Here is a 22,914-nt window from a genome sequence, read left to right on the forward strand (position 1 = left end):
ATTAACACAAAAAAATAAAAATATGTCCGATATAGGAAGAATTATAAGAGTAAATGCATTGCCTCCTGCCGGAGCAAGAGAAACAAATGTTATTTATCAGGTAGCTGCAGTTGGAGGAGCTACTTATACAGACTACGCCATTGATGCCAATGGAGATTTAAAAGTACATGCAGTCGTTGACGGATCAATTCCGGTAGAAATTTCTGATGATCATGTAAACATTTCTGACCTTGATCTTATCTCAGAGGGAATTTCAACTCAAGCAGAATACAATTCATCCAGCCGAGAAAAAATTAATCAAAAATTAGATAAACCAACTAATGACGGGAATGTTCAGGATTACAACAAAATTGTGGGCCTAAATGCGAATGGTGAAGTTGCAAAATTACCAGCAGGAGATCTGGGAAAAAATGTCGCCAATTCATCTTTAACATCGATTGGCGGAGCAGGACTTACATTAGGAGATGACTGGGAAATGAAAACTGCCGGTAAAAGCTATATTATTTCTGGATTGTCTGATGTTTCTAACAACCCATCTTTCAACACTTTTTTATCACAAAATGCAGAAGGAAAAATTGGCAAAACCAATGGAAAACAACCTTTTTTAAGTTTACCATCAACACTTTCCAATGCAGAAAAGACAGCATGGAAAACTTCCATGAATGGAGGATGGACAACAAATACAATGAGTGTAGGGATAATTACTCCACCAATTGTAGACAAACAAGATAAAAATTATTGGCTTTCTTTAAAAGGAGCAAATCTAAATCTGGAACCAACTTCTTTTTCCATAGATATTATGGCTATAGATGGTGTCACTAAACTAGCTACTATTCCTAATTCACAAGTTCAGCTGTATAGCAATGGTGTTGATTTAAGTTTTTATTATAATTTTAAAAATCTACCGACAGGACAATACAAACTAAGATTATGGAATGGAATAGCTTATTATGTGACTCCAATGACTATAAAAGTAGTTGATGTTCTGAATAACTATAACCTAAACAATCTTACTTGGGAAACAAAACTTTACACTCCGGGAACCCCCAATATAGTAACAGTTTCCGGAGGCACAATGAATTATAACGCAAGTGCAGCCAATAAACCTTTTGCAAGAGAAAGCACAGTAGTTGCAGCTTTAAAAAGTAGTGAATTTGCTGCAGCAGGACAAAATTTTGTCATGTCCGGAACTATAAAATTAAGAGAAACTTATAACTCAATGATGAATATTTCATTTGGAGTAATGGATAAAAATAATATTTTGGCTCTAAGCAATAATGCAAGCTTTCAGGTAAGTATTGAATGTAATAATATCGGTAATTACACAAAAACAATCAAAGGTGACAGTCTTCTTGAAACATTGAGTATAAATCAGATCCTGACTACCGTAGATTGGAGCATTGCTCGTAATGGCAATATATTCACCGTTATCATTCAGTATGCAGGAAATACTTATATCAATACTAAAACAGGCATTCAGGATGCATTATCATTAGTTTGTTATATTAGTAATTCGCTTAATATAGAAAATTCAGGATCTGATGCTGGATTTAATATTCAATCGGCTTATTTATTTTAATAAACTATATGAATCATTTGGCAGAGCCTAAAAAACTCTGCCTTTTTAACCTTAAAAATCACAAAATGAGTTTAGAAATATTAAATAATCCACTTATTGGAAATTCATTCGATAAAATTATGGGTGGAAATAGTCCTAATCCAATACAAGAAACTCCGGCTTTAAAAACACCTGTTGAACTAAAACAAAAAACGGTAAAACAAATAGCCAATACTTATTACAATGGTAAGCCAGTTGCAGAGAGTAAAGGATTTCAAATCTATTCCGATGAGCCAATATTCACAAAAGAGATTGAAGAAGTAACAATATATAGAAACCGTTTCGCAGAAACTATTGGAGGTATTGATGTGGTTCTTTTTGCCAGTAAAAATGGAGCTTTTCTTCTTCAACGCTATATGGAAGCATTACCACAAAGTAATGAACTTATTCTTTTTTTAGAAATAGATGATAAGTATAATTACAATACAGTTTTAAGAGCAGTTGCAGGAGCCAACCTTACCAACAAAAAAGATATTCCTTTTGCTGAACTTCTAACTTTTACCCGAAAACATGAAATAACCATAACACCTGATAAACTCAAAGAGTTAATTGAAGATGGGATCTACAGAAATAAAGTCGATTTTATAAGTTGGTTTTTAGGATTAAAAGATGTAGCAGTTGCAAAAGTATTTAATTTTTTCACAAAACAGATCTTTCAAGAGGCGGAAAAGTTTTTTGCAGGTATTGCAACTGGTATAGAAGGGTTAAAGATCTCCGAAAAAGGATGGAATCCTAATCCTAAAGAAGGAGAATATAACCCGACTTTTATTCCCGATGTTCTTTACAATGAACTGAGAAAATTCTATGAGCATGAATCTTCTAAAAATCCATATGAAAATCTTAACGGACAAAAGCAAGTGATTTCAAAAGTGGTAAAAGCTCTCTTTGAAAAAATTGATGCTGTAAAAATGTATTTCAAAAACTTGCTTAGAGCAGCTTCTCCTCTTTTTCCTGATTATATCTATAACAGAGTAGATAAAGCATTGGATCTTTTTTTTAAACAAATTGATAGTATTGAAGATTACCTGACTGATCCATTAACCGGAATGCAGCATATTATTTATAAAAGCTTCCAAATTGCTAATGCTTTTTTATGTGGAATCTATAGTAGCATTATTGATATTATTGCCGGTATTTTCTCATTGATTGGTTTTGTATTTAAAGCCGTTTATGAAATGAGAAACATCTCAGATAACAAAGTTGAATATGGAGAAATGTTCTTGGAGTTAATTGAAGATGTAATTGGAGGGATTATGAATTTTGATTATAAAGATTTTCTATATCAATCCATCACTTTTCAACTTAGAACCATAATACGTTTGGTTAAATGGATCGAGAATACAGCAGCCGGCTTTTCTTTAGAAAAAGCAGCTTATTATTATGGTTATATCATAGGAATCATCATTGACATTATCATTGAAACACTCCTCACCGGAGGAACCGCTGCGTTAGCAAAATTGGCTAAAAGTGTAGAATCTTTCATACTAAAGCCTTTAGAAAAAATTACTCAGAGTATTGAAAAAACTTTTACTTTTACCAAAGACTTGATAACAAAAGTCCTGGATTTTATCCAAATGATTCTTCGTGAATTTAAAAAGGGAGTAAAAGAACTTTTTGCAAAAATGAACAAGCTTGTGGATGAAGTTTTCGGCTTGGGAGAAGAAGCTGCAAGTACGCCTAAAACGAGGGCTGAGGAAAGATGGAGAGATAGACAGCAGAGAATACAAAAAAAGATTGATAAAAAATACAGCGAATTTATTAGTAAATGGGAAAATCTTTCTTTATTAACATTAACTAAATCTGAAATTATCGACATTTTAACTGGATTTACTAAACATAGTGATGAAGTAGCCGAACTTTTAAGAACCAATAAAATGCAATATGAGTTTTTAGATGATGTTGATTTTGAGGATTTATTGCGTGATTATGATTTCGATAACGAATTGACAGATGAAATAATTATGGGAACTAGAGCTGCAACTTTAGATGGAAAAACATTTTATCGTTCATCAGCTTCTGTTGATCAATTCTTAACAGAAATAATTCATGAAGGATCCCATGTTATTGATAATTTACTAAAGAAAGAACTAAAAAAACAAGGAAAAACCCAGAAAGAAATTAATAAAATTATAGGAAATAATTGGGATCAGGAAATTAAAGCTTTTTCACACGAAAGAGATTGGCAACTAAAAATTGGTGTATCTCCTGAATACGAATCTTTAAAAGAAATTGAGACACATGTTCAAGCCAAATATCCTAAATACTAAAAATAATTTTTAAATATGAAAAATTTTAATATAATAACACAATTAGTCGATTTTAATGAAACTGAATATCCTAACAGCTTTTTGATTAATGCGGTTGAAACGATAGGAAAAGATAAATTAATTATTTTGATACGAAACTTATTGTTTTGGCAAAAAATAGTTTTTACTTCTCCTACAATGGCAAAAAGAGGAAAGATAACCAATTTGCAATATTATCTTTTAGAAGATGATTTAATAATTTCTGATTATAATAAACTATTTAAAGCCTGCATTGAATTAAACGACTTTTTTGTTTTAAAACAAAACAAAATTGTACTTAATGAAGGTTTGTCTATTAAAGATATTTATAAATTAAGAAAAATAATTGATGAGGGCTATGAGTTAGAATTGAAAATAAATATTGGTAAAGGGTTAAAATAATTTATAATAAATTGTTCAAAAAATAAAACACGACACCTTTTGTCGCATTAAGCCCATATATTTGTCTTACAAAATTAGATCATGAAAAAAGATTTTTACCTGACGAGATATGCCTTAATTATAAAAAGATTGGAAAGTTCTCCGGCTACCTATTCTCAGCTGGAGGACTATCTTCTCAACTCTTTCGAATTTCAGGATGCGGATATCAAGAGCTACTCTATCCGTACTTTGCAGAGGGATATCCGGGAGATTTCTGATCTTTTCAATCTTTCCATTCACAATAAAAAGAAAGGGGACAATCGTTATTATATCGAGAGTCGCCCGATCATGGAGGTGGATGAATACAACCAGAAACTACTCGAGTCTTTTCAGGTAAGTAACGCCATGAATACGCATCCGGATTTTGCTGATTTTATCTTTTTTGAAAGCAGGAAACCAACCGGAGTTGAAAATTTCTATGATTTATTTTTCGCGATCCGGAACAAAAGAATCGTCTCTTTCGAGCATTACAACTACAAAAACAAACTGATGACTTCCAGAAAAGTTCATCCATTGGCTTTAAAAGAATCCAAAGACAGATGGTACCTGATTGCTATTGATACGAAAGACAAAATGCTGAAATCTTTTGGATTGGACCGAATCAATTATTTGGATGTGAGTGAAAAACAATTCAGGGAAAAGTATAAGTATAATTTCAGGGAACATTTTAAAAATGCATTTGGTGTAATGAATCTTTCCGAACAGAATCCTGAAAAAATCGTCCTGAAATGCAGCAGGCATCAGGGAGAATACATCAAAAGTTTTCCGCTTCATCAGTCTCAGAAAGAGCTGAAAGAAACTCCCGAAGAGATTTATTTTGAATTCTTCCTCCACCCTACTTACGACTTTATGCAGGAAATTCTTTCCTATGGAAAAGAAGTACGCGTTTTAGAACCTAAAAATTTAGTTGATGAGATCCGTAATCATCTGCAGCAGTCTTTGAACAGCTACCTCAGTGAATAAAAAAGAATGAAGAATTTCGGTTATTTTTGATTACATTTACATAAATATTTCAATTTGAAACCTATATTCTTTTGTCTGTTTTGCCTTATTTCTTCTTTTTGTTTTTCGCAACAGACGGAAGAATTTAAAAATGTAAAAAACTTTTACAATCAACATCGCGGTATGCTTAATACTGAGTTTAAAAAGAAATTCGACGCGGAAACCAATACATTGACCAAAGCAGCCATAAAACAGGATTACCTTTTGTTTATGAAGAAAATGGACAGCATTGAAAATGTTGCCATGATCGGAGCTTTATTAAAAGTTAAAAATCTGGAGGATTTAAAAAAAATCAACCATCGAGGCGACAAAGTAGAATTATCCAACACCCAATCCAAAGGAGGTTCAGCAGTAAGTAAAAATGCCGATTACCCAGGTGGAATCAATGCATTGAGACAGGAGATTGCTCAGATTTTTTATACACCGGGAGTCTATTCCGAAAGCAAAACAATCAAAGCCAATGTTGATTTTATTGTCGAAAAAGATGGAAGCATCAGCAATGTGAATGCTCAGGGAGATAATTTTACCTTCAACAGGCAGGCTGAAATTGCGCTATACTCTATTCCTGAGAAATTCTCTCCGGCGACAGTCAATGGGGAATCGGTGAGATTCAGCTTCAAGCTTCCTTTAACAATGAATATTGAATAAATGTTTACGGACGAATATTACATGAAAATGGCTTTACAGGAAGCCGAAATTGCCTTAGAAAAAAATGAGGTTCCCATTGGATGTGTCATTGTTTCTAACAACAGAGTTATTGCAAGAGCCCATAATCTCACAGAGACGTTAAATGATGTAACCGCGCATGCAGAAATGCAGGCCATTACTTCTGCTGCTAATTTTTTAGGCGGAAAATACTTGAAAGACTGCACGCTTTACGTGACACTAGAACCGTGCGTAATGTGTTCAGGAGCGCTTTCGTGGTCACAGATTTCAAAAGTAGTGATCGGAGCACGGGACGAACACAGAGGGTTTATCAATAAGCATCTTTCTCTTCATCCAAAAACGGAAATCATTACCGGAATTATGGAAAACGAATGTTCATCAATAGTAAAGGAGTTTTTCAAATCTAAAAGATAACGTCTTACTTTCTATGGGATAACAGAGTATCTCTTAATGAAAATTTTATCACTTTGTATTGAATTATTTATTATATTTGATCGATTTCAAATTAAAAAATAATTACTATGAGAAAATTATCAAGAAAAGAGACAGCCAAAATCAATGGTGGAATTCGCCCGGATCAATGTTTTTACATCGACGACAATGGCGTAAGAAAAATTGGATGTAGAATTCTTCCTGTTGATGATGGAAATGGAGGCTGGATCTATCCATTAAAAGAATGCGATTCTTGTACAGGAGGTCTATAAAATAAAGGAAGCAGCTTTACAGCTGCTTCCTGTTTTATTTATCTTTTCCTAAAAAATAAAGTCCTTTCAGGGTATGCAGTCTGTCTGCAATATGAATTTTATTCGTCAAAGGCTTGTAAACATGGGAAACACCGCCTGTTGCCACCACAAAACAATCATCATTTACCTCATCATTAATTCGGTCTATAAATCCTTCTACCATTCCTAAAAAACCATATACCATTCCGCTTTGCATACAGGTTACCGTATCTAAGCCCAAAACTGATTTGGGTTTCTTCAATTCAATTTCCGGAAGTTGCGCCGTTTGACTGATTAACGAATTAAGAGAAGTAACAATTCCCGGAGCAATAATAACTCCCATCGTTTCCCCATCTTCAGCAACGCAGCTTGCAGTAAGCGCAGTGCCAAAATCCAGAATGATCTTTTTTCTGCCTGGATACAGATTATGCGCCGCTACAAGATTCGCATAAATATCCGTTCCCATTTGTTTCGATTTCGCCTGAACTCCCGAAGGTGTGTTTCTGTCAACAATAACAGGAGTAATATCATGTATTTTCTTGATCGCAGAACTCATCACTTTGGTAAGCTGCGGCACAACAGAACCAATAATTACTTTACTGATTTCTTTAGGTTCAATTTTATAGGTTTGATACAACATACTCATTTGAACGTATAGCTCGTCTGTTGTTCTGTAAGGTTTTGTATTGATTACCCATGAAAGATCACAGTTATCACCATTAAAAAGACCAAACCTGATATTGCTGTTCCCAACATTTATGACAATTGAATTCATTGATTTATGTTTCAACCTGGCTTATTTAGTAATAGAAAAGCCATGTTAATTTTAAGGCTCAAAATTAATGATTTTTGATAAAAACAAGATGCTGGAACGTTTTAAATTATTTTGAAATTTTCATTTTTTAAAACAATTAATTATATTTAAAGTCACAACCACTCAAATTTTATCCTACCGATATGAAAAAATTCGTTCTGATATTTTTTATAATGATCAATCTGTCTCTTTATGCACAAAAAACTTCCATTAAAGACATCTATCCTGACCTAAAGAAAAAATCCCAAATTGATAAATCCGATAAAACGATTTACAATCTCTTAACGACTTTTTATGAAAAAAACCTTCAGGCAGATCAAGAAGAAATGACTCCCGAAGACATCCAGCAAATAGAAAAACTGGTTTCCGATCCCAACACTAAAAATCTTCATATCCTTATGCTTTTTCTGATGTATCAGCAGCATATCAGCAAAACAGCTGCGGTAGGAAAAGAACCGGATGCAGACTTTCAGATTGAGACCATGAGCATTCTTGAAAATGAAACAAAGGACATTTTCGGAAAAATTCCTGCTATTATTTATATTTATAAAGCAGAAGCATTAGAAAGCGGCCATAAAAAAGAAGAATCTCAAAATACCGTAGCACAAGGCTTAAAAGAATATCCGGATTCTATTCCGCTTAAAGTATACAGCTATCTGAATACCAAAGACACCACCATAAAAAATGATTTGATTAAAAATCATTCGAAGCATTGGATGGTACAGCAGTTTGAAATACAGTAAGTATTTATTTTCTTTAAGTAACCTTTTATTAGAAATGATTAAGAATCTAATTATCAAACGAAATTTTTTAAAATGATTTTATCACACAAATTAAATTCACTACTTTAGGATAAATTTAAAGCGGAATCCGAAAAGCTTAACAAAGAGTAGGAAACACAAACAAACTATTAATCGCTATGAAAAATCTTAAAAAAATTTCAAGAGAAAATCTAAAAACAGTAAAAGGAGGATATATACAGGAATGCGTAGATAATATGTATGCTATGGGATGCCAACTAAATCCAGGACCTGATTTAACTTACACGTCTATTCCAGGTTGTCCAAGTTCTGTAAAAAGATATTGCCTTATATAGTAAAATTTAAACTTACTGAAAAACCACTCATCAAAATTGATGGGTGGTTTTATTTTATAGTTATCCATTTAAACAAGTAGATTTATAAAAAAAACCACAGAGTATCTGCAGGATTTTTATTTTATATTTTTATAATTCTATTTCACTTCAACAAAATTATCCTGCAAATTGATATCTGCCATTCTTTGGCTAAAATCAATTCCTACTGCAGACAGTTGAGATTTTGTATACGGTACCGTAATTGAATACTCTTTCTGTGTCCAAGGCCAGTAAGCCATTGTTTTAAAATCTCCGTAAATATCCTTTTCTTTCCACGTATGAGTCATATTCATGGGAATCTGGTAATTCACAATCTTTTTATCTGTTGTTATAATGCTAAAATCAATAGGCATGGGAACTTGTCCATTATTTACCAAAGTGATGGTTGTTGATTTTGCCTCGTATTTTACGTCTTTAATTCCGTAATCAATCGTTTTTGTAGTATTGATCCAGTAATTCTGAAACCATTTCAAATCCATTCCGGAAACTTTCTGAGCAATGTGTAGGAAATCCCTGTCTGAAGGATGTTTCATGCTCCACTGGTCATAATATTGTTTCAGTGTTTCTACCAGATTCTGTTCTCCCATAATATAACCTAACTGCACCAGATACAATTCTCCTTTTACGTAAGAAGCGTATGTATAAGCAGTTCCATTATCATGATGATCTCCTAACCAAACGGCAGGTTCTTCAATTCCTTTTTTAATAAAATTCCTGTAAGCATCCAAAGAATGCGCGAACGGATTGGGAAGATCTTCCGGAAATAACTGATACATTACATAGTTTTCTGCATAGCTTGTAAACCCTTCATCCATCCAAGGACGCATCGATTCATTGGTGGCGAGCATTTGCTGATACCAGGAATGAGCACCTTCGTGAGCCATTAATCCCATCAATCCTTTAATATCTTTTGCTTCCCCTAAAATCATCGTACACATTCCGTATTCCATTCCACCGTCTCCTCCCTGAATGAAAGCATAAGTCGGATAAATATATTTTCCGAAGTGAGAATTCATCAATTGGAAATATTTTGTAATATAAGGCTGCGCTTCTTCCCAAACCTTTGTCTTTTCATTATTCTGATACACCAAAAATACTTTCGGACCTTGCGGAACATCAAAACTTTTTACCACATAATCTCTATCTGCGCTCCATGCAAAATCAAGCATATTTTTCGCTGTCCATTTCCAGGTGGCTTTATTTTTATCGGCTTTGATTTTTGCATTAGTATCATACCCTTTCACTTCTGCCGGGTTTTCAAGAATTCCTCCTGCTCCGATAACGTAATCTTTATTGATTTTAATCGTCACATCAAAATCTGAAAACGGCGCGTGAAATTCTCTTCCGATATAATCGAATGTTGCCCAGCCATCGTAATCATATTCTGCGATTTTAGGGTACCACTGTGTCATGGTCATATCAACGCCTTCCTTATTATTTCTTCCGCTTCTTCTGATTTGTTGAGGGATTACTGCATCCCAATCCATCGTGAATGTTGTGGTTGAATTTGGCTTAATCGGTTCTGCCAGATAGACTTTCATGATGGTTTCCTGAATTTCAAACTTCAATGTTTTTCCATTTTGCTTGATCCAGTGAATATTTTGTGCTCCTTCCTGATCTTTCGGAATAGATGCCAATCTTGAAACCCCGTCTTTCTGCAATCTTGAATCTCCGTTTTTTCCTTGCCCGGCAACTCTTTGATCCATCATGGAATTGGGTTTAAAAGCATTCCAATACAAATGGAAATAAACAACATGAAGCTCGTCCGGTGAATTATTGGTGTATTCTAAAGTCTGATTTCCCTGATAAGTAAATTTTTCAGCGTTCACATCAATATCCATCTTGTACTTTGCACTCTGCTGATAATAAGCTCCCTGCTGAGCATGAAATTGTGAAATTATAAACGCAAATAGGATTGCAGCCGATTTCTTCATTTAAAATTTTTTAGTTTTCTAAAGATATGTATTTTAAGTAAGAACCTCAAACGTGGAGGTATTGATGAGGTTTTATTCTATATTATAGTGTTAGATTAAATTTATTCTAAATGTTAAATACATCCGCAGATTTCACGGATTTCACAGAAAATTGTTTTGAAATTAATCCGCGGGATTTATGTAATCTGTGGGAATATGATTTACTAGTTTTTCAATATTTTTTTGATCAAAGTAACCTGCCCAAGATGGTAATACGCATGCTCAATCATTCCGTCAATATTCCTTAAATATGTTCCGTATTTTTCATCGACAAAAACTTCATTCATTTTAGAATCGGGCATTTGTTCCAATAGATTAGCAAACTTTTCAGAATCATTCCAAAGTTTATTTAAAAGCTCTTCCCAATGTTTCTGAGATTCAATTGGTGGAAGATCAAAGCTATATTCATCCCTGATTTCCAGATTCCCGCCTTCAAAAACATTCACCAAACCTGCAATATAATAATCAATATGAAAAGTAAGCATAGCAATGGTGTTCAAAGAGCCGACTTTCGTTGTGGCCTGTTCCCATGAAACGTCTTTTAATTGATCTTTAAAATTGGTGTTGGCGATCCATAAACCATCCAGCATTACTTCTCTGAATCTTTTAGCTAATTGTGATGTTGAGCTCATTGATTTTAATTTTCTTAAAGATAAATATTTTTCATGCAATTTATTTCTCCCACAGATTACACAGATGTTTATTATATAGTTTATTGTAAATATAAAGACATAACTATCTGCGCTATCTGTGTGATCTGCGGGAAATAAAAATCCTTCAAGTTTTGAAATCTTGAAGGATTATATTCTTAATTATAGTTAAAAATTATTTTTTAGCAGAAACTTCTTTCTTTCCGCTTTGTAAGATCTTTTCTAAGATTCTTAAGGTAATCAGATAGGTTGGCTTTACTCCTGTTAATCCCAAACCACCTGAAGAAAGTGTACTTCCCGTTTCCAAAGGATTATCCGAAGCGTAATACGCGTACATCACAAATAAATCAGGTGAAATATGGTGTCTGATCTTAGATGCCACCTGAATAGCTTTTTGATAATGTGCCCCTTCCATTTCAAGTCCGATAGCTTTCCAGGAAGTATTCATAAAGTATGATAAAATATCCCTGTTTTGAAGTGAAGTTCCTAAAACGGTAATCATCGGACCTTCAAACGCTTTCAGTTCATCATCGTGGAAATCAGCCAGCTTCAAAGTATTTTCAAAAGGATAGTTATCTGCCGTTCCTTCAAAAATATGTGAAGTAGGAATCATAATATCTCCTTTTCCACCAGCAAGAATTCCTGCTTTACCCATAATAGAAACGGATTTTACTTTCATCATATACACTTCTCCTTTGTGCTCGTAAGGTCTCAATAATTCGTCCATTACTTCATAAGCCTGTTCACCGAAAGCATAATCAAAAACCATAATCACATCGTCTCCGCCAAATTTAATATCGTGGAAAGGAGTGTTTTTAAGATTGGTTTTGCTTAGATCAATGATCTGAACATCAATATTACTGCCGCTCTTATCATTAATATAGATCATTCCTTCTTCCAAAGCATATTTGGAAACCTTATCACGAAGCTCTTTTTTATCGGAAATTTCTCCGTATAATTTATAGTCTACTTCCTTGTGATCTTTTTTCTTCAATGCATCATTGGCATACAGCATATTTTTCACAGAGTGCATATTGGCGGAAATAATATGTAGCGGACGCATATGAAGATTGTTTTCAAATAAAACCTCTTTCACTTTATCTGCCCACTTCTCACCAAAATAGTGATGTCCTACTCTTTCTCTTAAAATAGCACTGAAATGAATTTCTCTTTCTCTTGTCTGTTTTGCATCCTCTAAACTTACTTTCGCTAAATTGTAGATGATCTTAAATAACCGGTCAGGATTATGATCGTCCCCGAAAGTATTGTAAGCCGTTAATGTTTCATCAAACGTTCTTCCGATTAAAGAAGATAAATGAATCAGGGCAACTTCTTTTTCCTTTCTACTGAATTTCTTTTCGCCTTTTACGACTTCTTCAATAATTTTAAAAGCACGCGTCGGTTTCCAGTTTTCATCCTGGATGAAAGCCAGATTTCTAACCTTATCCGCTTCTATAAATAAGAAGGTTAAGTGAGTAAGAATATCATAAATCTCGGAACGTCCCAAAAGAACTTCAATATTCATTTGGTGCTCATCAATTCTGTAACAGTTTCTTCTTCTCTTTTTAGGTACAATTGGTTCGAAACTTCCTTTATCAAAACCCTCATCTGATGTAAGATGAATAAAAGCACATTCTTCAATTCCTTCCGGAAGTCTGTCTAAAACATACATCAAGCCATCCAGTTCCAATTTACTCGGAATATTCATACTCCCATAAATCTCCGGATTGATGGTCTTCAACAAACTTCTGATACTCTCCCCTGAAACACCGGCGGGTTTAAAAAAACCTCTGTAAAAGAGGTGTCTCATAGAAATATACAATCTTTCAATTGCTTCCGTTGTTTCTCTTGCTCTAGAATTTGTCATAAAATAAATTTCACACAAATATACTACATTCAAAAATTATTATTTAAAAATCCTATTAATTATTATTTATTTTTTCATTACATTTGGTAAACAACAAATAATTTACTATGAAAAATCTAAAAAAATTAACACGAGAGCAGTTACGCTCAGTATCAGGAAAGGGTAATTCTTGTCCTGCAGAACCAGCTTCTGTTTGTGGTCAATGGTGCAATATGTCTTTATGGCAACAACGAAATTGTCCCGTAGAATTTGATCCGTCAACCTGTGATTGCTTATGTCTTATTGGAGGAATCTGCCCAGAAAACCCCTAAAGATTGAAAACAAAATAAAAAAAAATAAAAACACCCCACATTTTTTAGGGGTGTTTTTATTTTATCTTATATTTTTTTGTAAATTTGCCCCGTAAAAATTAACCTATATGTCAACTTTAAGATTCAAAGCGTTAGAAACTTTACCATTTAAGGACTTTAGAAGAGATAACTCTGTGGAAGTTCCTGTGAAATTGTCAGAATTATTCTGTCAAAATGTTTTCTCAGAAGAAACGATGAGAGAATATTTAACAAAAGAAGCATTCCAGTCTATTATGGATGCGGTAAAAAAAGGAACTAAAATCCAGAGACACATTGCAGACCAGGTAGCAGTAGCTATGAAAGACTGGGCAATGAGCAAAGGAGTAACTCACTACACACACTGGTTTCAGCCTTTGACAGGAAGTACTGCAGAAAAGCACGATTCTTTCTTCACTCCTATCGAAGGAGGCAGAGCCATTGAAAGATTCAGCGGAAACTTATTGATCCAGCAGGAACCGGACGCGTCTTCTTTCCCGAATGGTGGTATCAGAAACACTTTCGAAGCAAGAGGTTATACCGCTTGGGATCCTACATCTCCGGCATTCATTATGGGTACTACATTATGCATCCCTTCTATCTTCATCTCTTATACAGGAGAAACTTTAGATTATAAAGCTCCTCTTTTAAGAGCATTGAATGCAGTAGACGAAGCTGCAACCAACGTAATGCAATATTTTGACAAAAACGTAACAAAAGTAACTCCTACTTTAGGTTGGGAGCAAGAATATTTCTTAGTTGACTCAGCATTATACCAATCCCGTCCGGATTTAGTTTTAACAGGTAAAACTTTATTGGGACATTCTCCTGCAAAAGGACAGCAATTGGATGACCACTATTTCGGTTCTATTCCTACAAGAGTAATGAACTTCATGAAAGAGTTGGAAATCGAATGTATGAAATTGGGTATTCCTGTAACGACTAGACACAACGAGGTAGCTCCAAACCAATTTGAGCTGGCTCCAATGTTTGAAGAAGTAAACGTAGCCGTAGATCACAACTCTTTGTTGATGGACGTAATGGCAAGAATTGCTCACAGACACCATTTCCACATTTTATTCCACGAAAAGCCATTCGCAGGCGTAAACGGAAGCGGAAAACACAACAATTGGTCTTTGGCAACTGATACAGGGGAAAACTTATTAAGCCCGGGAAAAAACCCTAAGAAAAACTTACAGTTCTTAACGTTCTTTGTTAACACAATCAAAGCAGTTCACGAATATGCTGATCTTTTAAGAGCAAGTATCGCTTCTGCAAGTAACGACCACAGATTAGGGGCAAACGAAGCTCCACCGGCAATTATTTCTGTATTCATCGGAAGCCAGTTGTTCAGAGTTTTGGAAGAGCTTGAAAAAGTAACGGAAGGAAAACTTTCACCGGACGAAAAAACAGATTTAAAATTAAATGTTGTTGGAAAAATTCCTGAAATCTTGTTGGATAACACTGACAGAAACAGAACTTCTCCATTTGCATTTACAGGAAATAAATTCGAGATCAGAGCGGTAGGTTCTGCGGCAAACTGTGCTGAATCTATGACCGTAATGAATACCATCGCAGCAAAACAATTAAACGATTTCAAAAAAGAAGTTGATGCTTTAATTGAAACAGGTCTTAAAAAAGACGAAGCAATCTTCAACGTATTGAGAGAATACATCAAGCAGTGTAAAAACATTATGTTTGAAGGTGACGGATATTCTGATGACTGGGCAAAAGAAGCTAAAAAGAGAGGGTTGAACAACTTAAAGACTACTCCGGAAGCTCTTAAACAGGAAATGGATAAAAAATTCTTAGCGCTTTACGAAGAAATGGGAATTTTCACGCACAGAGAAGTTGAAGCGAGAAACGAAATCAAATTAGAAAAATATTCTACAGTAATCGACATTGAAGCGAGAGTTCTAAGTGATATCGCAAGAAACCACATTATTCCTTCAGCTTTAAATTATCAGAACAGACTGATCGAGAACGTAAAAGGTCTTAAAGAAATCTTCGGAGACAAAGAGTTCAAATCGTTAGCAAAAGAACAAATGAGCTTAATTACCAGCATCTCTGAAAACGTTTCTAAAATCAAGGTTGGCGTTGAAGATCTGATCAAAGCGAGAGAAGCTGCAAAAGCGGTTTCCGACAGTCAAAAACAGGCAGAAACTTACTGCAACAAAGTAAAACCTTTATTCGACGTTATCAGAGAAGCTTCTGATGACTTAGAAATGATGGTGGATGATGAGCTTTGGCCAATGACGAAATACAGAGAAATGTTATTTACAAAGTAACATTTGTAAAGTTCCATATTAGTGAAACTCCTCGATTAATCGGGGAGTTTTTGTTTTGTTTAATCTGATTTCAATATGAAATTTTCGCCAGTTCAAGTGTTTTTCATCGTGATATTAAGAAAAATGTATCGAGAACTTAATTAAATGAACTTCTCGATACAAGTTTTTTCAAAAATTTATTCGAAGTGACGACCGATCTTTTATCTAAATTAAAATTTAATTTAAAACACTAATAGACAAAGACTTCCATAACTTCAAAATTCATACAAAATTTAATTTTAATTTTGCTTCAATTATGAAAATCCTGATCATAGAAGACAACAGAGAACTCGCCCAAAGTATGGAATTTTACCTCGAAGGTGAGAGCTATATCTGTGAATGTGCTTATAATTACAACGAGGCATTGGAACGATTAAATTTCAATTCTTACGACTGTATTTTGCTGGATATTATGTTGCCCGACGGAAACGGATTGAATATTTTAAATCATATCAAAAGTGAAAAAATCAACAGCGGAATTCTCATTATTTCTGCAAAAAACGCCTTAGACGACAAAATCAACGGATTGGAAAAAGGCGCCGATGATTATATCACAAAACCTTTCCACTTACCGGAACTACATGCCAGATTGAGGGCCGTTTACCGAAGAAATAAAATGGATGGTTACAACGAAGTAAAGTTCAATGAAATCATTTTAAATACTGATACTTACGAAGTTGCCATTAATGAAACAAGACTTGAAGTCACCCAGAAAGAATTTGAATTGCTTCTTTACTTTCTCGTCAACAAAAACCGGGTATTATCCAAACAGTCTATTGCCAATCATCTTTGGGGTGATTATACCGATAATTTGGCTAATTTTGATTTTGTTTATCAGCACGTTAAAAATCTCAGAAAAAAAATCGGCGCTGCAAAAGGTAACGATTATATCGAAACGATCTACGGCTTGGGGTACAAGTTTAATGCTTTAAAATATAGTGGTTCATGAATTTAGTGAATAAAATATCAGTCTGGTTTATCGCCATTATTTTACTGGTCACCCCCGTGAGCATGTACATTTCGTACACAAGCATTAAAAAGCGGCTGGATAATGTTGAAATTGAAAGATTGAAAACCGTCAACAATTATGTGATCAATCAATTAAGAAATGGAGAAACTCCTGCGAATTCAACACAAGGACTTCCTATTTCCATTAATGTCTTAAACGGCAAAAACCTTCCTGCGGAACCGGAAATTCTTCACACCTGCCTTAAAGACAATGGCATTTCTAAGAATGAATGTAAAATCCAGATCAATTCTTTTGCAAATATTGATAATAGAATTTATAAAATCTCTTCCTACACCTACATTACCGCTACCAAAGAAATTATGGGCGGAATGCTGATTGCTCTCTTCTGGAAATTATTATTAATTACAGCTATTGTTTTTATCACCGCAAGGATTTTATCTAAATTCATATTAAAACCTTTCCACCACGCGATTGACGGAATTCAAAAATTCAGTATTCAGAAAAAAGAAAGACTTGAACTTTTACCGACAAGCACAAAAGAGTTCAAAAAATTAAATGAATTCCTAAAAACCATGACCGACAAGGCATTGGAAGACTATGCTTCTGTGAAGGAATTCTCCGAAAACGCTTCTCATGAAGTTCAGACGCCTTTAGCCATTATTCAAAGTAAAATTGAATTGTTAGCAGAAACGGAAATCAATGAAAATCAAGCGATTTTATTGACAGATATTCAAAATTCTATTGATAAATTAAGCCGCATCAACCGCTCTTTAATTCTTTTAACTAAATTAAATAACAATGAGTTTTTAACAAACAAAGAATTGAAATTCTGCAGGGTTGAAAAAGAAACGCTATGTATGTACGAGGATCATTTGGCGTTGAAAAACATTACGTTAAACAGAAATTGTGAAAAGAATGTTTATATTAAAATTCACCCGACCTTAGCCGAAATTCTGTTAAGCAATCTTCTTTCCAACGCAATCCGGCATAATCTGGAAGGCGGAAAAATTGAAATTAATCTTACCAAAAACTACTTCCAGATCAGCAATACCGGACTTCCGCCTGATGTTCCGCCCAATGAATTATTTAAAAGGTTTAAAAAAAGTAACCAGTCCCAGGAAAGTATCGGCCTTGGCCTTTCTATTGTGAAACAAATCTGTGAAGTCAATAAATTTGCTGTTCATTACGATTTTGCCGACGGATGGCACAACATTACAATTTATTTTGATCAAACCGCGCTTTATGAACCATCAATTTCTGACAAGATCTTAAATGAAAACAATTTAGAATTCGAAAGTGTTGAACAAGTTGTAAACTTTGCTGAATAAAGCGATTTACATTATTTTTCAAACTTCAAATTTGCTTCAAAATGTATTTTTTACTTTGAAAAAAGAAAAATACGTTAGATGCTTTCAAGAATTTTTATTCTCGCCTTATCATCCGTTTTTTTTGCCAACACAGCGAAAGCACAGGAAATTCTCACGCTGAAATCTGCACTGCAAACCGCTGTTCAAAATTACGGAACCATTAAAGCCAAAGAATCTTACCGATTGTCTTCACAGGAATCGATAGAACTGGCAAAACGGCAATATCTGCCCAACCTCAACATCAGCCTGCAACAGGATTACGGGACAGTGAACGGACAAAACGGGCCATTGTACGGTTTCGGGGGCTACGGAGTCGCTTCTTCGGGACTCCCCCTTCCCGATCAAAACTGGAATGCCTCTTTCGGAGCATTGTATTTAGCCAATATCAGCTGGGAATTCTTCTCTTTCGGGAAAGCCAAGCAAAGGGTAAAAGTTGCAGAATCTAAAAACCTCAGGGATACCAAAGACTTGTCTGATGAGATTTTCCAGCACAAAGTGAAAGTTGCTGCGGCTTATTTAAACGTTTTAGCGGCTAAAAAATTAAAACTTTCCTATGCCCGAAACCTCGGAAGAACAGATACGATCAGAAGAATTGTTGAGGTAAAAGAAAGAAACGGAATCGTTCCCGGAGTTGATTTATCCCTTGCTAAAGCCGATTACGCCAACGCGATGATTACTTACACCAAAGCAAAAGACAACGAACAGGAACAGGAAAACAAACTGGCTCAATTGTTAGGAATTCCAGCCCAGGAATTTGTGCTGGACAGTACTTTATTAAAAAGAGTTCCGACCGATTTTCCGACCGAAGCCAATTCTTCTTTGGAAAGTCATCCTTTATTGGCTCTATTTAAAAGCAGAATCAATGTAAGCGAACAGGAAAAACAACTTCTGAAAACACAGTATTATCCGTCATTTTCGATGGTTGGAATTTTCCAGACGAGAGGTTCAGGATTTGGAAGTGGCTACGCTCAAAATCAAAATGATTATTCAACATCTTATTGGGACGGAATTCATCCAACGAGAAGCAATTATTTGGTTGGGCTTGGCGTTTCTTGGAATTTCACTCAGACCTATCGATTATCAAAAGAAATCAGCGCGCAGGATTATGTAAGTCAAGGGTTAAAACATGAATATGACCTCGCCGAACAGCAATTAAAAGCTCAATTGGATTTATCCGAAAACAAATGGAAGAATGCCATCACAGTGTACGACCAGGTTCCTGTTCAGTTAAAATCTGCCAATGACGCATACATCCAAAGATCGGTTTTATACAAAAACGGATTGACGGATCTGGTGGATTTATCGCAAGCCATTTATGCTTTAGTAAGAGCCGAAACCGACAGGGATATCGCCATCAGCAACGTCTGGAATGCTTTATTATTAAAAGCTGCCGCGTTGGGTGATTTCACTGTCTTTGAAAACGAATTGTAAGATTAATATCAACTATAATCAAGATTATCTCAATGAATTTAATAAGATTTGCATTAAGAAAACCCATTACGATTTTAGTGATTGTTGCTGGACTGTTTTTCTTCGGAATACGATCAGTCAACTCCATTAAAGTCGATATTTTTCCCAAACTGGATTTACCGGTAATCTATGTTTCCCACCCTTTCAGCGGATACACACCGCAGCAGATGGAAGCGTTTTTTGCCAAACAATACATCAATATTTTCCTTTTCGTTAACGGAATTAAAAGTATTGAAACCAAAAATATCCAGGGACTGACTTTAATGAAAATTAATTTCTATCCCGGAACCAATATGGCGCAAGCCGCCGCAGAACTGAACTCGTTTTCAACCAGAATTCAGGCCGCGTTTCCGCCAGGTTCCAACCCGCCGTTTATCATTCGTTTTGATGCTTCAACTCTTCCGGTCGGACAATTGGTTTTAAGCAGTGATAAAAGATCTAACAACGAATTGCTCGATCTCGCGAACGTATATGTTCGTTCCACATTTACTTCTATTCCCGGAATTGTTTCGTCTCCGCCTTTTGGAGGAAATATTCGTACGGTAGTCATTAATGCCAACCCGGATTTGCTCCGTCAGCATAATATGACGCCGGATCAGCTTGTGGAGGCATTAAGATTAAATAACCAAACCGCACCTTCCGGAAATGTAAGAATCGGAGATAAATACTACATCACTCCGACCAATACGATGATAAAAAATGTAAAAGATTTTGAAAATATTCCTTTGTATAAAGGCAGTGTTCAGAACCTTTATTTAAGAGATGTCGCGACCGTTACCGACGGAGCGGATATGACTTCCGGTTATGCTTTGGTGAATGGCCGTCGTTCGGTTTATTTAAGTATTGCTAAAAGTGCCGATGCTTCAACCTGGGATGTGGTTCAGAATCTGAAAAAACAGTTACCGCAGATTCAGTCCAATCTTCCGGATGATGTGAAAGTCAGTTTTGAATTTGACCAGTCAACTTACGTAATTAATTCCGTTAAAAGTTTATTGAGCGAAGGAACAATCGGAGCTGTCCTCACAGGATTAATGGTCATTTTATTCCTCGGCGACATCAGAGGGGCGTTGATTGTAATTCTCACCATTCCGACTTCCATTATTTCGGCGGTTTTATTTTTAAACCTTTTCGGTCAGACCATTAATATTATGACGTTGAGCGGACTTGCCCTCGCCATAGGAATTCTCGTCGATGAAAGCACCGTTACCATAGAAAATATTCACCAGCATCTGGATATGGGAAAACCCAAATCGATCGCCATCTGGGATGCTTGTAAAGAAATTGCCTTTCCAAAATTGCTGATCTTATTTTGTATTCTGGCAGTTTTTGCTCCGGCATTTACAATGGGCGGAATTCCGGGATCATTATTCTTACCATTGGCTTTAGCAATTGGTTTCAGTATGATTGTCTCTTATTTTCTTGCACAGACTTTCGTTCCTATCATGGCTAACTGGATTATGAAAGTGAAACATCACAAGGGAAAAGACGGTCACAATTTATCAGATTCCGAAGAATTAAAAGCTGCCGGATTGAGTGATGAAAATGACACCTGGAGCCAGAAAGAAATTTTACTTCAGAATGAAGACAGCAACCGCGACGGAAAAGTTAGTTTGTTTGAAAAAATAAGATTCCGTTATCTGAAATTTTTAGACAGAATCATGCCTTATCGTAAAATGGTGGTTTCAGCTTATATTTTATTAATGATAGGAATGATTGCTTTATTTCTAAATAGCATCGGACGAGATGTTTTACCGCAGGTGAACGGAACACAATTCCAAGTAAGAATGAGAGTTCCGGACGGAACCAGAATTGAAAAAACCGAGCTTCAGACTCTAAAATTATTAGACGGAATTGAAGAAATTGTCGGAAAAGACAATGTTTCCATCACCTCTGCATACGTAGGAACACACCCTACTCTTTTCTCGGTAAGCCCGATTTACCTTTGGATGGCAGGTTCTCATGAAACGGTTTTACAGGTGGGTTTAAATGAAGATTATCATACCAATATGGATGATTTAAAGGATAAAATCAGAGAAAAAGCGAAAACCATTAATCCTGATATGAAATTATCCTTCGAGCCGATTGAATTAACTGAAAAAATTCTCAGCCAAGGTTCTCCGACTCCGATTGAGGTGAGATTATCGGGAAGAGATAAAAGCGTAAATGAAAATTATGCTAAAAAAATCGTAGAAGAATTAAAGAAGATTCCTTATTTGAGAGATGTTCAGATTGGTCAGTCTATCAAATATCCAGCCTTAGATATTAATGTTGATCGTGTCCGCGCTGCTCAATTGGGAGTGGATATGTCGGATGTCTCGCGTTCTTTGGTAGCATCAACTTCATCATCAAGATTTACGGAAAAAAATATTTGGACGGATGAAAAAGGTGGTTATAGCTACAATGTTCAGGTTCAGATTCCTGAAAATAAAATGAACAGCAAAGAAGAAATTGCAGGAATTCCATTACAGAAAAATTCCAACAGACCGAATTTGGGAGATGTTGCAACCATCAAAAACAGTTTCACCTATGGAGAAACCGACAACTTGGGAGCAATGCCGACTTTGACAGTGACTGCAAATCTTAATCACACCGATTTAGGAACTGCTTCAAAAGATGTACAAAAAGTAATTGATAATATGGGTGAACTTCCAAGGGGTTTAAATATTCAAATGATTGGTTTAAGCCAGACTTTAAATGAAACCTTAAGCAGTTTACAAAGTAGTTTGATTATCGCGATTGTTGTGATTTTCTTAATGTTGGCCGCGAATTTTCAGTCATTCAAAGTTTCTGCGGTTGTATTGGCAACAGCGCCTGCAGTTTTGGTTGGATCTTTAGCTTTATTAATCATCAGTGGATCAACGCTTAACCTTCAATCTTATATGGGAATCATCATGTCGGTAGGAGTTTCGATTTCGAATGCTGTATTGTTAATTACGAATGCAGAACAATTAAGAAAACATAACGGAAATGCATTACTTTCCGCAAGAGAAGCCGCAGCATTGAGGTTAAGACCTATTGTAATGACCGCATTAGCAATGGTCGTGGGAATGATCCCGATGGCGCTCGGATTGGGAGAAGCCGGAGATCAGGTTTCACCTTTGGGAAGAGCCGTAATCGGAGGGCTTGTAGCTTCTACTTTTGCCGCTCTGTTCATCCTTCCGCTGGCATTTGCCTGGGGACAAGGAAAAGCGACCACTCAAAGTGTTTCTCTTGATCCGGAAGATAAAGAAAGCATTCACTTTATGCCTGAAATTGTAAAATAATAACCTAACTATTAATGA

Annotated in this window: 19 protein-coding genes; 15 read left to right on the plus strand and 4 right to left on the minus strand. The window is 35.4% G+C overall.

Features of this window, described 5'->3' with window-relative positions:
• The first annotated feature begins 22 nt into the window (after positions 1-22).
• The 7 genes from CLV73_RS13325 to CLV73_RS13355 all read left to right on the plus strand — a co-directional run bounded on the left by CLV73_RS13325 (position 23) and on the right by CLV73_RS13355 (position 6,716).
• Positions 23-1,579, plus strand: a complete 1,557-nt coding sequence (locus tag CLV73_RS13325) for a hypothetical protein (RefSeq protein ID WP_100377372.1) — start codon at positions 23-25, stop codon at positions 1,577-1,579.
• 65 nt (positions 1,580-1,644) lie between these two features.
• Positions 1,645-3,885: a hypothetical protein gene (locus CLV73_RS13330; protein WP_157798797.1), complete on the plus strand. Its 2,241-nt coding sequence runs from the start codon at positions 1,645-1,647 to the stop codon at positions 3,883-3,885.
• A gap of 15 nt (positions 3,886-3,900) precedes the next feature.
• Entirely contained in the window at positions 3,901-4,305 is a 405-nt protein-coding gene (locus tag CLV73_RS13335) for a hypothetical protein (protein WP_100377374.1), read from the plus strand.
• An 81-nt stretch (positions 4,306-4,386) separates the two neighbouring features.
• Positions 4,387-5,307: a helix-turn-helix transcriptional regulator gene (locus CLV73_RS13340; RefSeq protein WP_100377375.1), complete on the plus strand. Its 921-nt coding sequence runs from the start codon at positions 4,387-4,389 to the stop codon at positions 5,305-5,307.
• Between the two features lie 162 nt (positions 5,308-5,469).
• Positions 5,470-5,994: an energy transducer TonB gene (locus CLV73_RS13345; protein ID WP_100377376.1), complete on the plus strand. Its 525-nt coding sequence runs from the start codon at positions 5,470-5,472 to the stop codon at positions 5,992-5,994.
• Positions 5,995-6,426, plus strand: coding sequence for a nucleoside deaminase (locus tag CLV73_RS13350; protein ID WP_100377377.1), 432 nt, complete (start codon positions 5,995-5,997; stop codon positions 6,424-6,426).
• 107 nt (positions 6,427-6,533) lie between these two features.
• Entirely contained in the window at positions 6,534-6,716 is a 183-nt protein-coding gene (locus CLV73_RS13355; protein ID WP_100377378.1) for a hypothetical protein, read from the plus strand.
• Positions 6,717-6,750: 34 nt separating this feature from the next.
• On the opposite strand, the gene CLV73_RS13360 is transcribed toward CLV73_RS13355, so the two are convergent.
• Complete coding sequence (locus CLV73_RS13360) at positions 6,751-7,509, minus strand: type III pantothenate kinase (RefSeq protein WP_100377379.1); 759 nt, start codon at positions 7,507-7,509, stop codon at positions 6,751-6,753.
• A gap of 182 nt (positions 7,510-7,691) precedes the next feature.
• Between CLV73_RS13360 and CLV73_RS13365 the strand changes: the two genes are divergently transcribed.
• Together CLV73_RS13365 and CLV73_RS19275 are read left to right on the plus strand one after the other, a co-directional pair.
• Entirely contained in the window at positions 7,692-8,291 is a 600-nt protein-coding gene (locus CLV73_RS13365; protein ID WP_157798798.1) for a hypothetical protein, read from the plus strand.
• A 176-nt stretch (positions 8,292-8,467) separates the two neighbouring features.
• Positions 8,468-8,644 (plus strand): bacteriocin-like protein, encoded by a 177-nt coding sequence (locus CLV73_RS19275; protein ID WP_449384841.1) that lies wholly within the window; start codon positions 8,468-8,470, stop codon positions 8,642-8,644.
• Between the two features lie 137 nt (positions 8,645-8,781).
• On the opposite strand, the gene CLV73_RS13370 is transcribed toward CLV73_RS19275, so the two are convergent.
• From CLV73_RS13370 to CLV73_RS13380, 3 genes are all read right to left on the minus strand, one after another.
• Positions 8,782-10,617, minus strand: coding sequence for a M1 family metallopeptidase (locus tag CLV73_RS13370; protein WP_100377381.1), 1,836 nt, complete (start codon positions 10,615-10,617; stop codon positions 8,782-8,784).
• Positions 10,618-10,820: 203 nt separating this feature from the next.
• Positions 10,821-11,288 carry a DUF1572 domain-containing protein gene (locus CLV73_RS13375; protein WP_100377382.1) on the minus strand — a complete coding sequence of 156 codons (468 nt, stop codon included), beginning with the start codon at positions 11,286-11,288 and terminating at the stop codon, positions 10,821-10,823.
• A 193-nt stretch (positions 11,289-11,481) separates the two neighbouring features.
• A complete protein-coding gene (locus CLV73_RS13380) occupies positions 11,482-13,173 on the minus strand; it encodes a DUF6909 family protein (RefSeq protein WP_100377383.1) in 1,692 nt (563 codons plus the stop codon).
• 107 nt (positions 13,174-13,280) lie between these two features.
• Between CLV73_RS13380 and CLV73_RS19280 the strand changes: the two genes are divergently transcribed.
• From CLV73_RS19280 to CLV73_RS13405, 6 genes are all read left to right on the plus strand, one after another.
• Positions 13,281-13,484 carry a bacteriocin-like protein gene (locus CLV73_RS19280; RefSeq protein ID WP_410678604.1) on the plus strand — a complete coding sequence of 68 codons (204 nt, stop codon included), beginning with the start codon at positions 13,281-13,283 and terminating at the stop codon, positions 13,482-13,484.
• A gap of 107 nt (positions 13,485-13,591) precedes the next feature.
• Positions 13,592-15,787 (plus strand): glutamine synthetase III family protein, encoded by a 2,196-nt coding sequence (locus CLV73_RS13385; protein ID WP_100377384.1) that lies wholly within the window; start codon positions 13,592-13,594, stop codon positions 15,785-15,787.
• 295 nt (positions 15,788-16,082) lie between these two features.
• On the plus strand, positions 16,083-16,775 hold the full coding sequence (locus tag CLV73_RS13390) for a response regulator transcription factor (RefSeq protein WP_100377385.1): 693 nt from the start codon (positions 16,083-16,085) through the stop codon (positions 16,773-16,775).
• Positions 16,772-18,124: a sensor histidine kinase gene (locus CLV73_RS13395; protein WP_100377386.1), complete on the plus strand. Its 1,353-nt coding sequence runs from the start codon at positions 16,772-16,774 to the stop codon at positions 18,122-18,124. Before CLV73_RS13390 ends, CLV73_RS13395 begins: the two co-directional genes overlap by 4 nt.
• Positions 18,125-18,202: 78 nt before the next feature.
• Complete coding sequence (locus CLV73_RS13400) at positions 18,203-19,594, plus strand: TolC family protein (RefSeq protein WP_100377387.1); 1,392 nt, start codon at positions 18,203-18,205, stop codon at positions 19,592-19,594.
• A gap of 32 nt (positions 19,595-19,626) precedes the next feature.
• Positions 19,627-22,896, plus strand: a complete 3,270-nt coding sequence (locus CLV73_RS13405; RefSeq protein ID WP_100377388.1) for an efflux RND transporter permease subunit — start codon at positions 19,627-19,629, stop codon at positions 22,894-22,896.
• Positions 22,897-22,914 lie beyond the last annotated feature (18 nt).

It is taken from the genome of Chryseobacterium geocarposphaerae (assembly GCF_002797535.1).
Taxonomy (GTDB): domain Bacteria; phylum Bacteroidota; class Bacteroidia; order Flavobacteriales; family Weeksellaceae; genus Chryseobacterium; species Chryseobacterium geocarposphaerae.